At 59.6% G+C, this 12515-nt stretch carries 11 protein-coding genes; 9 read left to right on the top strand and 2 right to left on the bottom strand.

All coding sequences use genetic code 11. From position 1 onward, the window contains the following. Nucleotides 1-35: 35 nt before the first annotated feature. A complete protein-coding gene (locus tag AC007G_RS20910) occupies nucleotides 36-2105 on the bottom strand; it encodes a TonB-dependent siderophore receptor (RefSeq protein WP_094898152.1) in 2070 nt (689 codons plus the stop codon). Between the two features lie 516 nt (nucleotides 2106-2621). On the opposite strand from AC007G_RS20910, the gene AC007G_RS20905 reads away from it, so the two are divergent. The 8 genes from AC007G_RS20905 to AC007G_RS20870 all read left to right on the top strand — a co-directional run bounded on the left by AC007G_RS20905 (nucleotide 2622) and on the right by AC007G_RS20870 (nucleotide 9778). Then, nucleotides 2622-3443 carry an ABC transporter ATP-binding protein gene (locus AC007G_RS20905; protein ID WP_032697353.1) on the top strand — a complete coding sequence of 274 codons (822 nt, stop codon included), beginning with the start codon at nucleotides 2622-2624 and terminating at the stop codon, nucleotides 3441-3443. After that, a complete protein-coding gene (locus AC007G_RS20900; RefSeq protein WP_032687184.1) occupies nucleotides 3440-4462 on the top strand; it encodes a FecCD family ABC transporter permease in 1023 nt (340 codons plus the stop codon). The genes AC007G_RS20905 and AC007G_RS20900 overlap by 4 nt, the downstream gene beginning before the upstream one ends. Continuing rightward, nucleotides 4459-5511: a FecCD family ABC transporter permease gene (locus tag AC007G_RS20895; RefSeq protein WP_032687187.1), complete on the top strand. Its 1053-nt coding sequence runs from the start codon at nucleotides 4459-4461 to the stop codon at nucleotides 5509-5511. The genes AC007G_RS20900 and AC007G_RS20895 overlap by 4 nt, the downstream gene beginning before the upstream one ends. 15 nt (nucleotides 5512-5526) lie before the next feature. Beyond that, a complete protein-coding gene (locus tag AC007G_RS20890) occupies nucleotides 5527-6480 on the top strand; it encodes an iron-siderophore ABC transporter substrate-binding protein (protein ID WP_032697351.1) in 954 nt (317 codons plus the stop codon). Beyond that, complete coding sequence (locus AC007G_RS20885) at nucleotides 6477-7376, top strand: MurR/RpiR family transcriptional regulator (RefSeq protein ID WP_032687189.1); 900 nt, start codon at nucleotides 6477-6479, stop codon at nucleotides 7374-7376. Before AC007G_RS20890 ends, AC007G_RS20885 begins: the two co-directional genes overlap by 4 nt. A gap of 98 nt (nucleotides 7377-7474) precedes the next feature. Further along, nucleotides 7475-8239, top strand: coding sequence for a basic amino acid ABC transporter substrate-binding protein (locus AC007G_RS20880; RefSeq protein WP_371315426.1), 765 nt, complete (start codon nucleotides 7475-7477; stop codon nucleotides 8237-8239). Nucleotides 8240-8304: 65 nt separating this feature from the next. Then, nucleotides 8305-9069, top strand: coding sequence for an amino acid ABC transporter permease (locus AC007G_RS20875; RefSeq protein ID WP_032687191.1), 765 nt, complete (start codon nucleotides 8305-8307; stop codon nucleotides 9067-9069). Then, nucleotides 9056-9778 (top strand): amino acid ABC transporter ATP-binding protein, encoded by a 723-nt coding sequence (locus tag AC007G_RS20870; RefSeq protein ID WP_032687354.1) that lies wholly within the window; start codon nucleotides 9056-9058, stop codon nucleotides 9776-9778. The genes AC007G_RS20875 and AC007G_RS20870 overlap by 14 nt, the downstream gene beginning before the upstream one ends. 75 nt (nucleotides 9779-9853) lie before the next feature. Here AC007G_RS20870 and AC007G_RS20865 read toward each other — a convergent pair whose 3' ends face one another. Further along, nucleotides 9854-11056, bottom strand: a complete 1203-nt coding sequence (locus AC007G_RS20865; RefSeq protein WP_032687192.1) for an MFS transporter — start codon at nucleotides 11054-11056, stop codon at nucleotides 9854-9856. A 288-nt stretch (nucleotides 11057-11344) separates the two neighbouring features. Here AC007G_RS20865 and AC007G_RS20860 point away from each other — a divergent pair, with 288 nt between their 5' ends. Further along, nucleotides 11345-12502: a M20 aminoacylase family protein gene (locus tag AC007G_RS20860; RefSeq protein WP_032687193.1), complete on the top strand. Its 1158-nt coding sequence runs from the start codon at nucleotides 11345-11347 to the stop codon at nucleotides 12500-12502. Nucleotides 12503-12515 lie beyond the last annotated feature (13 nt).

Raw genomic sequence — 12515 nt, 5'->3', positions numbered from 1 at the left:
GGCCGCGACGGCGCTGTCCGGGCGTGGTGATGCAATCAGAAGTCCATTTTCACCGTAAACTGCACTTCTCGCGGATCGCCAATCTGGTTGCCCAGGTTGTTTGTGGCGATGGATGAGGTGTAGTAGGTCTTATCAAACAGGTTCTTCACGTTAACCTGCAGCGTCACCGGATATTGCAGCTTCATCTTATAGGCGGCGAAGACATCGGCGACCGCGTAGCCCTGCAGATAATAGTCCGCGCCGTTGGTGCCGGAGCGTTTGCTCACCGCGCGACCGCCGCCGCCGACGGTCAGCGTATTGCTGTCGTAGACGTTATGGATGTCGTAGCTGAGGAACAACGATCCGGTGTGTTTCGGTACGTTGGGCAGCGGCTTGCCGGCATAGTCAGGATCGTCGAGCACTTTCGCGTCGGTATAGCCGTAGCTGGCGATCACGCTCAGGTTATCGGTAATCGAACCGGCCAGATCCACCTCGACGCCGCGTGAACGCACTTTCCCGGCGGTCTTGGCGACGGTCTCGTCGCCGACGGCTTCGGTGTACAGCACGTTGCGTTTATGAATATCAAACAGCGCGATGTTGGCGGTGATACCGCTTAACAGATCAAACTTCGCGCCCACTTCGTAGGATGTGGACTCTTCGGGCGGCAGATTGCCGATATAGCTGGCGATCGATGACTGCGGCATAAACGACTGCGCCACGTTACCGAACAGCGAGACGGTTGGCGTCAGCTTATACACCAGGCCCAATTTCGGCGTCCATTTCTGGTCGCTGCTGTCGGTGTTGACATTGAACGGACGCCCTTTGCCGGCGTACTGGGTATAGTACTGATAACGCATCCCGGCAACGGCAATCCACTTGTCGGTCAGATAGAGCGCGTCCTGAACGTAGGCGGCGTAGCTCTCCTGCTGAATACGCTGATCGCTATCGGAGTCCGAAACGGTGCTGCATGTGCCGACAGTGCCGTAGACCGGATTGTAAATATTGAACCCTTTCACATTCTTACAGCGGATCATGTCGGTGCGCAGCAGATCGTAATTCTCATAGGCGATGCCGGTGAGGACTTCGTTATAAAACCCGCCGACGACCACGTTGCCCTGTAAATCGGCGCGGGTTGTGTGCATCTTCTGCGTTGAGCCGTGGGTGGCGTCAACGCGGCGGGTCAGATCGCCGGTGGCCGAATCGTAGGCGGTCACGCGGGCCTGGTTATCGTTGTAGTGATCCTGGCTGTAGCTGTAGTCAAAGCGGGCGGTCCAGGCATCGTTCAGGCGATATTCGGCGTTCAGCTGCGCCAGATCGGAATAACCATCGGTAACGTTAAACGGCTCGTCAAAGCGCGTTTTCCGATCGACGTTGACCGCGTGGCCGGTATTGAGATCGAAGATCGTCCCGCGATCGAACGGCGTATTGTAGTCGCGATGGGAGTACGACACGTTCACCGTCGCCCGGTCGCCAAACCAGGTCAGGGAAGGGGCGATAAAGCTACTTTTCTCTTTACCAAAGTTGCGCCAGTAATCTTCGTGTTGGTACTCGCCGATGATCCGGTAGGCCAGCCGCGTACCTTCGATGGGGCCGGTGACGTCAAACTGGCCGGTGCCGCCGCCAAAGCTGCTGGAGGTGGCGGAAATCGAGCCGCCAAAGGTTCTCTCCGGGCGCTTCGTGACGACGTTAATCAATCCGCCGGGGTCGAGAATGCCGTACAGTGTGGAGGCCGGGCCTTTCAACACCTCTACGCGTTCGGTGGCGGCATTAAAGCTGCGCGGCAAAACGGTACGCAGACCGTTGGTCATGATGGAACCGTCGCGGTTGGCGCCAAAACCGCGGCGGGTAAAGGCATCCTGGGTCCCGCCGAGGGTGTTGGTCTGGACGACGTTGGCGACGTTATACAGCGCCTCGTCAAGAGTGGTGGCGTGCTGATCTTCCAGCACCTTGTCGCTGACGGTATTCACCACCTGCGGGATATCCAGCAGCGGCATCGACGTGAGGGTTGCCGTTGAGCTGGCAACCGGCTGATAGCCGTTGGTGTCATTCTGCGCACCCTCGGCGACCACCGTCATGGTTTCGTCGCCAGCCGTTTTCTCTTTGCTGGCGCTGTTTTCTGCTGCAATTAATCCCGGTGAGGTAAAAGAACCCAAAAATATCAGTGAAAAAAGAGCTCGCCCTTTCAGCGTCGTGAAAGGGATCGTTGATCGCGTCATTTGTCTGTTTCTCGTGAACGAATCTGTCCTTTGCAGACAGAAAAAGCCAATTAAATCATTGCCCTTAAAAATATTATCTGCCTGTTAACTGTGATGATTTGCGTTCAGGCATGTAATTGAGAATCATTCAATCACGAGGGGATGTAGTAGTAAATGTTATGTAAGATAAAAAATCAGCAGTTGCCGGATCGGCGTTTCTGGCGCTATTCCTTACCCGTATTTTTGAGTTAATTATCTGTTTTATATATTTAAAATGTAATCCTCTTCCCGGGGTTATCCGGGTAGTGCAGGCAATTTATGCCCGTTAAAACAGAGTATTGACTACTACATTCATCCGCAGCATGATCAAAAGAGAATGAGATTTATTTTTGTTTGAGTGCAGAACGTGCTGGCTGATGCCACGCCGTTGCGGCGCAGGAGCGAGTTATGCCACAGCGGGTGATGCCTGCAGAGCAGGGAATCGTACTGGATTCCCTGTCGGCCGGATACGGCCAGACCCTGATTGTCGATGACATTCATTTGACGATCCCTCACGGTAAAATGACGGTACTGGCCGGGGCCAACGGCTCCGGTAAATCCACCCTGCTGTCGACGATTGCCCGCATGCTGAAACCGCTTGGCGGCAGCGTGCGTCTGGATGGTCAGACGATTCACACCATGCCGACCCGGGCGGTTGCACGCCAGCTGGGGATTCTGCCTCAGTCACCGCTCACTCCCGAAGGATTAACGGTCTTTGAGCTGGTTTCCCGCGGTCGCTACCCCTGGCAGGGATTGATGCGCCAGTGGTCTGATGCCGACGAACGGGCGGTAGAAGAGGCCATGGCGTTGACCGGCACCGCCGAATTCGCCCATCTGCCGGTAGACAGCCTCTCCGGTGGCCAGCGCCAGCGCTGCTGGATTGCGATGGCGCTGGCCCAGGAAACGCCGACGATCCTGCTGGACGAGCCGACCACCTGGCTCGATTTGCGCTATCAGGTCGATATCCTCGAACTGCTGCAAACCCTGACCCGCGAACATGGACGCACGGTGGTCACCGTGCTGCACGACCTTAACTTTGCGGTGAACTATGCCGATATCCTGGTGTTCCTCAAGAAAGGGCGTATTGCCGGGGTCGTGGACGAAAACGCCAGTTGCACCCCGGAGCTTATCAAAACCGTGTTTGATGTTGAGGTACAGATGTCGCTCAACCCGCAGACCGGGAAACCCTTTTTTATGCCTTTCCGCGCGCGACAGGAGCAAGCCCAATGAGCGCCTCCGCGCTGCTGTTGCACCGCCGCCGCCAGGCGCGGCCAAAACGAGCGCTCGCGCTACTGACGCTGCTGCTGATTGTCGGTTCGGTGGTGCATCTTGGACTGGGGGCGCGCTGGATTGCGCCGGAGACGGTGCTTCAGGCGCTGTTTCACTATGACCCGCGTAATTTTGACCAGCGGATTATTGTCGAGCTGCGACTGGTTCGTCTCGCGGCGGCGCTGTTGACCGGCGCGGCGCTGGGCGTCGCCGGAGTGCTGCTGCAGACGGTGATTCGTAACCCGCTGGGGGAACCGCATATTCTCGGGCTTAACGCCGGCGCCTCACTGGCGGTAGTCGGCACATCGGCGCTGGGTCTGAGCGGCATGACGCCAGGTCGCCCGCTGATTGCCGCCGGCGGCGCGGCGCTGCTGTTCGGCGGCGTGATGCTGCTGGCGACCGCCGGACGCGGCGGGGCGACGCCGCTACGCATCACGCTCTGCGGTGTGGCGCTCTCCGCCTTTGCCTCGGCGGTCACCGCCGCGATCCTGATTCTGGATGAACAAACGCTGCTGGCGATGCGCACGTGGCTGGCGGGCGATCTGGCCGGACTCAACTGGCAAATTTTACGCTCGGCGACGCTTCCGGCGCTGGCCGGTGGCCTGCTCGCGCTGCTTATCGCGCCACGTCTGAACGTTCTGGCGCTGGGCGATAAGGTGGCGCTGGGGCTGGGGGTGAGCATTATTCAGACCCGACTGCTGGGGCTGGGCGCCATTGCGCTGCTGTGCGGGGCGGCAGTGGCGGTTGCCGGGCCGATCGGTTTTGTCGGACTGGTGGTGCCACACGTTATTCGTCGCCTGGTCAGCGAAGATATTCGTCTGGCGCTGCCGCTGGCGGCGCCGGTCGGGGCGCTGGTGCTGCTGTTCGCGGATATCGCCGCCCGCACCCTGGTGGCGCCGCAGGAGCTGGCGACCGGGGCGATGACTGCGCTGGTTGGCGCTCCGGTATTTATCTTTATTGCGGCGAGGTTTTTTAAATGAAAAACGCGGCGCGCCGTGCCGGTTTCCGGCCCCTTCGCGCGGGGAGCTGCCATCTGCTTCTGCGCCCCGCGGCGCTGAACATCGCTGCGGTGCTGATTATCGCCATTCTGCTGCTGGCAAGCTTTGGCCTGACGCGCGGCAGCTTCCCGCTGCCTGCCGGTACTCTGGCGCGAGCGCTCTTTGCCCCAGAAAATGTCGGCGACCAGCCGCGCTTTATCCTGTTTGATATTCGCCTTCCCAGGCTGCTGATGGCGCTGCTGTGCGGCGCTATGCTCGGGCTGGCGGGGGCGGCGATGCAGAGCATCACCCGAAACGGGCTGGCGGACCCGGGGCTGATTGGCGTCAAAGAGGGAGCCAGCGTGGTCGTGCTGGCGTTGATTCTGTTCTTTCCCGCCGTCGGGCTGGTCTGGCGCCCGCTGGCCGGCATTCTGGGCGGGGCACTGGTGGCGCTGCTGGTGCTGGTACTGGCCCGGGATTGCTCGCGGCCGCGCTTCATTCTGATCGGTATCGGCGTCTCCTGGACGCTGGCGGCGGCGGTCGGCATTTTTATGACTACCGCCGATGTGCGCGATGTGCAAACGGCGATGATCTGGCTTGCCGGCAGTCTGCACGCGGCAACCTGGTCGCTGTTGATGGTGGCCTTTTTGTGGGCGCTGCCGGGGACATTGATTCTGTTTTTGACCGCCCGGGCGGCGGATGTGGCGCAGCTTGGCGACCGTACCGCCGTGGGACTCGGCGTGCGCCTGCAGCAGCTGACCCTGCTGCGCTTTTTTGCGCCGGTGCTGCTCACCTCCGCCAGCGTCTCCTGCGTCGGCAGCCTTGGCTTTGTCGGGCTGATGGCGCCGCACATGGCGCGCTTTCTGCTGCGCGGTGGCCAGGTGTCGCTGCTGTGCGGCAGCGCTTTGATTGGCGCGCTGCTGGTGCTGTTTACCGATACTCTCGGCCGTCTGGCCTTCGCGCCGCTGCAAATTCCGGCCGGAATTGTTATTGCGCTGGTGGGGTGTCCGTTTTTTATCTTGCTGCTGTGGCGTCGTCGTGACGTCCTGTAATGTAGAAGGGTTGCTATGCGTTGGCTTATTTCTTTGCTGTTGTTAGCGGCGGGCGTTACCGGCGCCGCCGAGCGTCAAACACAAACGTTTACTGATGATTTAGGGCGGGTGGTGACGGTGCCGCTGCATCCGCAGCGTATCGTCTCGATGCACGACCTGGATATCACGATTCCGCTCATTGAGCTTGGCGTGCCGCCGGTGGCCAGCCACGGACGCACCCGCCCCGACGGTAGCCACTATCTGCGCTCCAGCGCCCAGCTGACCGGGGTCGATTTTGATAACAGCGCGATCCAGTTTATCGGCACCGCGGATATTGACCTCGAAGCCGTTGCAGCGGCGAAACCGGATCTGATTATTACCGAACCGAGCCGCCACGTCTCTGTGGAACAGCTGGAGAAGATTGCGCCGACGGTCAGCATTGACCATCTGCAGGGCAGCGCGCCGCGAATTTACAGCAAGCTGGCGCAGCTCACCGGCAGCCAGGCGCGGCTGGCAATTCTTGAGCGCCGCTATCAGGCGCAGATCGCCCAGCTCAAAGCGATGGTGGATACCCGCAACATCACGGTGTCGGTTATTCAGGCCAACAATGGCAAAGTCACCGTTCACCACTCCTATCACGCGCTGGGACGGGTACTGCGCGACGCCGGGTTTCGTTTTCCGCCGTTGATCGACAAGATCCCCGACGGACAGCGAATTGACGTCAGCGCCGAACAGCTGCCGGAGCTGGATGCGGATTTTGTTTTTGCTACCTGGCGCTCGGATACCGGCGGTAAACCGCAGGAGGAGCTGCAGGCGATGGAAGGGGTGATGCCCGGCTGGTGCGACTTTATGCGTGCCTGCCGCACCGGCCGCTATATCCTGCTGCCGCGCGAGGAGGTTATCTCTAACTCCTTTGCCGCCCTGACCCTGATGGTGGCGCAGGTGCAGTCGCACATTGCCGGTCGTCCGCTGCCGGCGGAGCTGAAATGAAAACGCCGGTGAAAAGAGAGAAAGGGCGGGTCGACCTGTTCGGCGAACGCTTTCGCGCCCGGGCGCACCAGCTCTCGCCGCGTCTGCTGGCGGTCGTCAGCTATATCAACGACAACCGTGAAGTGGTGCTGGAGCGCACGGCGATGGAGATCGCCGCGGCGACGCAGACTTCGGATGCCACGGTTGTGCGGGCCATTCAGGCGCTGGGTTTTGCCGGGCTGCGCGAACTGAAGCAGACCATGGAGCGCTGGTTCGGCCCCTCCATCACCTCATCGGAGAAGATGCTGTCAACGGTGAATGCGCTCTCCTGCGATGTGAATTCGAGCATTGATTTTGTGCTGGAGGGCCATCAGCGCGCCTGTGAAGTGCTCTCTCGTCCCGCCAACCGTGCCGCCGTCGCTCAGGCGGTGGCGCTACTCAGCGAGGCGCGGCAGGTGGCGATTTTCGGCATCGGGGCATCGGGGATTCTGGCAGAGTACACCGGCAGGCTGTTCAGCCGTATCGGGTTACCGTCCTGCGTGCTCAACCGTACCGGCTTCAGCCTTGCCGAGCAGCTGATTAGCCTGCAGCGTGGCGATGTGATGATTATGATGGGACAGAAATCGCCGCATCGTGAAGGGATGACCGCGCTGCGCGAAGCCCGGCGGCTGGGGATCCCGACGATTTTGTTGACCCAGGCGGTGGACTCACGTTTTAGCCAGGAGGCGCAGGTGGTGATCGACGTCCCGCGCGGCGGCGATAACGGCCGGGTACCGCTTCACGGTACGGTGCTGGTCTGTCTAGAAATGCTGGTGCTGTCGGTGGCGACGACCACGCCGCAGCGGACCATGAAATCAATGAAGCGCATTAACGAACTGCATAAAGCGATTGGTAAATCCGGCGGTAAACGCAGCTAAGTACACGATAATTCACTGGCTGAAAGGTTTACTGTTGCAAGTAATCGTGATGATGTGTATTTTTATGCAAAATTAATGCATAAAAAGAGGTTGTCATAATGGGGAAATGGATGAAAGCGTGTTGTCTGCTGGCGGCTCTCGCCGGGAGCGCGCAGGCGGCACAGGAAACCTACGTTGTCGGTTCCGGTGGGACCTACCGCCCGTTTGAATATGAAAACAGCCAGAAGCAGCTGGAAGGTTTTGATATTGATATCATTAAAGCGATCGCTAAAGCGGAGAACTTTACTATCAAGCTGGTGAATACGCCGTGGGAAGGGATCTTCGCCACCCTCGGCTCCGGCGACCGCGACATCATTATCTCCGGGATAACCATCACCGATAAGCGCAAGCAGATGGTTGATTTTTCCGCCCCTTACTTCCCGGCTGAGCAGTCCATCGTGGTGCCGGCAGATTCCAAAGTGACCTCTCTGGCAGCGCTGAAGAGTGAGAAGGTCGGGGTGGTGAACTCAAGCACCGGCGATATCGTGGTCTCGGATGTGCTGGGTAAAAACAGCACCTCTATTAAGCGTTTTGATAATACCCCGCTGATGCTGCAGGAGCTGTTTGAAGACGGCGTCAGCGCGGCGGTGGGCGACGTGGGCGTGGTGAAATACTACATCAAACAGCATCCGGAGAAGCAGTTTAAGCTGGTGCCGGACGCCAGGTTTGAACGCCAGTATTTCGGTATCGCGGTGGCCAAAGGCAACGCTGAACTGCAGGCGAAAATCAACGCCGGTCTGAAGAAAATCGTCGCCGACGGCACCTACGCCAAAATCTATAAAACCTGGTTTGACGACAACGTCCCGACGCTGCCTGCGCAATAATTCATCTTTTGGTTTTCATGACGGCTATCGACGCGTGCGATAGCCGTATTTTTTAGGGAAGCACTATGACGGGATTCCGTTGGGAGATCATCGAGGAGTACGGTCCGCTGTTTATGGACGGCGCCTTGATGACCATTAAATGTACCATTATCTGCGTGATCCTCGGTACCCTGTGGGGCCTGACGCTGGGCCTTGGGCGGATGGCGAAAGCGGAACACGGAGCGTGGAAATATGTGCTGCGCTATCTGGTGCAGTTTCCGGTGCGCGTTTACGTCAGCGCGTTTCGCGGCACGCCGCTGTTTGTGCAGATTATGGTGGTGCACTTCGCGCTGGTGCCGCTGTTTATCAACCCGCGTGACGGTCTGCTGGTCAGCCATGGGCTGATGAGCGCCGATTTTGCCCGCGAACTGCGTTCTAACTACGGCGCGTTTCTCTCCTGTATCGTGGCCATTACCCTCAATGCCGGGGCCTATGTTTCGGAAATCTTCCGCGCCGGGATTCAGTCGATTGATAAAGGGCAGATGGAAGCTTCACGCGCGCTGGGGATGCCGTGGTGGAAAACCATGCGCCAGGTGATTCTGCCGCAGGCCTTTCGGCGGATCCTGCCGCCGCTGGGGAACAATGCGATTGCCATCGTCAAAGACTCTTCGCTGGCTTCGGCGATTGGTCTTGCCGATCTGGCCTATGCCGCGCGTACCGTTTCCGGCGCCTATGCCACCTACTGGGAGCCCTACCTGACCATTTCTCTGGTCTACTGGGTCATTACCTTCCTGCTGGCGCAGCTGGTTAACCGTCTGGAAAAGAGGTTTGGCAAAAGTGATTCACATTAATAATCTGCACAAACGTTTCGGCGACAGCCACGTACTGCGGGGCATCAGCTGCGATATTAAACCGCAGGAGGTCGTCTGTATTATCGGGCCGTCGGGTTCCGGAAAAAGCACGTTCCTGCGCTGTATGAATGCGCTGGAAAGCGTCAGCGAAGGCATCGTCGAAGTCAACGGCTTTGCCGCCCACGACCGCAGCACCGATCTGAACAAGATGCGGGAAAGCGTTGGCATGGTTTTTCAGCGCTTTAATCTCTTCCCCCATATGACGGTGCTGGAAAATCTGATCATGGCGCCGATCAACCTGCACGGCGTGAGCCGTTCGCAGGCGGTGCAGCTGGCGGAAGAGCTGCTGGCGAAGGTAGGATTAAGCGATAAACGTGACGCCTGGCCCTCCAGTCTCTCCGGCGGCCAGCAGCAGCGGGTGGCTATCGCCCGCGCGCTGGCGATGAAGCCTTCCATTATGCTGTTTGATGAACCGACTTCTGCGCTGGACCCCGAGCTGGTGGGTGACGTGCTGGAAGTGATGAAAAATCTCGCCAGCGAAGGGATGACGATGGTTATCGTCACGCACGAGATGGGCTTTGCCCGCGAAGTGGCTGACCGGGTTATCTTTATCGATCAGGGCATTATTCAGGAAGAGGGGAAACCAGAGCAGATCTTTACTGCTCCGGTTAATCCGCGCACCGCGGCCTTCTTAAGCAAGGTATTATAATACCGTACGACGGCGCGCCATCAGGGAATATCCCCCGGTGGCGCTTGCCGTTAGCCGCTCAGTTAAGGTTGCATCTCAGGCGGTTTCAGTCTGAGCATCGTCGTCATCGCGGTCCTGGCGTGCATTCGCCAGCAGCGCTTTCTCCGTTTTCCCCAGGCACTGAATCAGCAGGAACAGCACTCCGCAGGCCAGTAGGGTGACCAGCAGGCCATCATAGCCGGATACGCTGATCAGCAGGCTACTGACAACCGGGCCGGCAACGCTGCCCGCCGACCAGAAAAAGCCCAGCAGCGCGTTGATCATAATAAGCTTCTGCCCGCTGAAGGTTTTACCGGCGCGCACCAGCGAGAGCGTATACAGCGCCCCCGCCGCCGCGCCGAGGATCAGACACCCGACGATGAGCTGTACAGGCGACGCCAGCAGGAAAGGGAGCGCCGCCAGGGCGAGGCAAAACACCACCGCGCAGCTCAGGTGTACGCGGCGGATGCCAAATTTATCGGCAACCCAGCCCAGCGGCGCCTGGAAGAAGGCATCGCCGGTTAACACAATGGTCACCAGCAGAACCGCCATCGCCTCGTTCAGCCCTTTATCCATCCCGTAGAGCGGCAGCAGCGCAAGAATGCTGGCGTCAAAGAAGGCAAAGCAGAAGACGCCGGACGCCAGGACCGGTAAAAACGCGCCCAGGCTGCGCCAGCTGGCGCGTTCAGCGAGGCTTTCGCGGCTTCCGCCCGGCAGATGGCGTAGCATCAGCAGACACGCCGCGGTCAGGCCGACGACGGCCAGCAGCACCCAGATTTGATAATCGGCGCCGGCAGAGATCAGCAGCGGCCCGGCCAACTGGCAGCCGGTGAATGCCGAGGCGTAAATACCGGTCAGGGTGGCGCGGTTTTTACCCGCCGCGCCGCCGGTTATCCAGCTTTCGCCAAGCACGATGATCACCCCGGAGGCTATCCCGGTCAGAAAGCGCGGCAGCAGCAGCTGCTGCAGATCGACGGTCAGACAGGAGGCGATGGTGGCGAGCGCCAGCAGGATCAGGTTGGCCGTAAGCAAGGTGCCTATCTCAAAACGACGGCACAGCGCGGGCGAGAGGAACGACGAGAGCATCATCCCCGCCGGCGGCAGCGCGGCCAGCAGGCCGACGTAGACGGTGTCTGTCTGCTGCTGGGCAAGTTCAAGGCTGATTAAAGGCACCGTATAACCGGTGATAAATCCCACTAATGACGCGGCCATAATCATCGCCAGCGTGGGGGCAAGGCGATTCTGGTCTGGGTTAAACATTTTATTCCCGATAACGGAAGTCAACAGGTGGATAATCCGGCAAAGTGCCGACGACCCTGAATATTAATTAAACGCATGCGCGCTGTCACCGTTGAAATGACTACTAATATTGATACGCGGGCTCGGGCGCCCGGCAAAACGCGCCGTTCGGGCCCCGGGGAGTGTTGTCAGCGCGCTGGCGAAAGGATATAACGAAGAGGGCATTCCGCCAGCGACGGGCGCATGCATAAAATGTATCCCGATTTCATACTCGTTCAGCGTTGATGCTGTGCAGGAAAGGAGTAACACATGGCAGTATCGCCTTCATCGATCGCCGAGGCCATCCGCTGGCGTCGTGATTTTCATGCCTGCCCGGAGCTGGGCTATCAGGAACAGAAAACCTCGCGTCGCGTCGCTGAATTATTGACATCCTTTGGTCTGCAGGTGCATTGCGGGCTGGCAGGGACCGGCGTGGTGGCGACCCTGGAGAACGGCCCCGGGCCGGTTATCGGCCTGCGCGCCGATATGGACGCGCTGCCCATTACCGAACGGGGTGACGTCAGCTATAAGTCCCGTAATCCGGGCGTAATGCACGCCTGCGGCCACGATGGCCACACCGCGATGCTGCTGGCCGCCGCCGCGCATCTGACCCAGACCCGCCGCTTTCGCGGGACGGTGCATTTTGTTTTTCAACCGGCCGAGGAGAACCTCGGCGGCGCGCGCAAGATGGTGGAAGAGGGGCTATTTGAACGTTTCCCGATGGACGGTATCTACGCGCTGCACAATTGGCCTGGGCTGCCGCTGGGGCACGTGGCGGTTAACGAGGGGCCGATGATGGCCTCGCTGGACGCGTTTGAAATCACCCTGACCGGCAAAAGCTGCCACGCGGCGATGCCGGAAAGCGGCGCCGATCCGATTGTCGCCGCCGCGCAGCTGATTATGGCCCTGCAGACGATCCCCTCGCGCCGCCTGTCGCCGCAGGAGTCGGCGGTTGTCAGCATTACCCAGATTAACGGCGGCGAAGCGATTAACGTTTTACCGGACAAGGTGGTGCTGCGCGGGACCTTCCGCTGCCTGAGCAACCGGGTGCGTGAACGGGTAAAAGCGCTGATTGCGCACTATGTCAGTACGCAGCCGCAGGTCTCCGACGTGCAGGGGAGCATTGCCTGGTATCCCGGCTATCCGGTGACCAAAAACCATCGCGCGGAGGCGATAAAGGTGCGCGAGGCGGCGGTGGCGGTACTGGGCGAGGCGGCGGTGAGCGGGCAGATCGCGCCGTCGATGGCGTCGGAGGATTTTGCCTGCATGCTGGAGGCCTGCCCAGGCGCCTATTTCTGGATCGGTACCGATGGCGAAACGCCGTCGAAACCGCTGCATAATGCCGGCTATGATTTTAACGACGATCTGATTGAACATGGCGTCACGCTGTGGACGGCGCTGGTGGAAAAACTGCTGCCGGTGGGCTGACGCCGACGGCGGA

Source organism: Klebsiella sp. CSG-1 (genome assembly GCF_056521145.1).
The sequence above is the reverse complement of the archived record's forward strand: the minus strand, read 5'-3'. Positions and strand labels throughout refer to the sequence as shown.

Excerpts from the sequence above, each read along its gene's own strand:
- AC007G_RS20905 (WP_032697353.1), top strand. The coding sequence starts at position 2,622 with ATGCCACAGCGGGTGATGCCTGCAGAGCAGGGAATCGTACTGGATTCC.
- AC007G_RS20900 (WP_032687184.1), top strand. The coding sequence starts at position 3,440 with ATGAGCGCCTCCGCGCTGCTGTTGCACCGCCGCCGCCAGGCGCGGCCA.
- AC007G_RS20895 (WP_032687187.1), top strand. The coding sequence starts at position 4,459 with ATGAAAAACGCGGCGCGCCGTGCCGGTTTCCGGCCCCTTCGCGCGGGG.
- AC007G_RS20890 (WP_032697351.1), top strand. The coding sequence starts at position 5,527 with ATGCGTTGGCTTATTTCTTTGCTGTTGTTAGCGGCGGGCGTTACCGGC.
- AC007G_RS20885 (WP_032687189.1), top strand. The coding sequence starts at position 6,477 with ATGAAAACGCCGGTGAAAAGAGAGAAAGGGCGGGTCGACCTGTTCGGC.
- AC007G_RS20880 (WP_371315426.1), top strand. The coding sequence starts at position 7,475 with ATGGGGAAATGGATGAAAGCGTGTTGTCTGCTGGCGGCTCTCGCCGGG.
- AC007G_RS20875 (WP_032687191.1), top strand. The coding sequence starts at position 8,305 with ATGACGGGATTCCGTTGGGAGATCATCGAGGAGTACGGTCCGCTGTTT.
- AC007G_RS20865 (WP_032687192.1), bottom strand. The coding sequence starts at position 11,056 with ATGTTTAACCCAGACCAGAATCGCCTTGCCCCCACGCTGGCGATGATT.
- AC007G_RS20860 (WP_032687193.1), top strand. The coding sequence starts at position 11,345 with ATGGCAGTATCGCCTTCATCGATCGCCGAGGCCATCCGCTGGCGTCGT.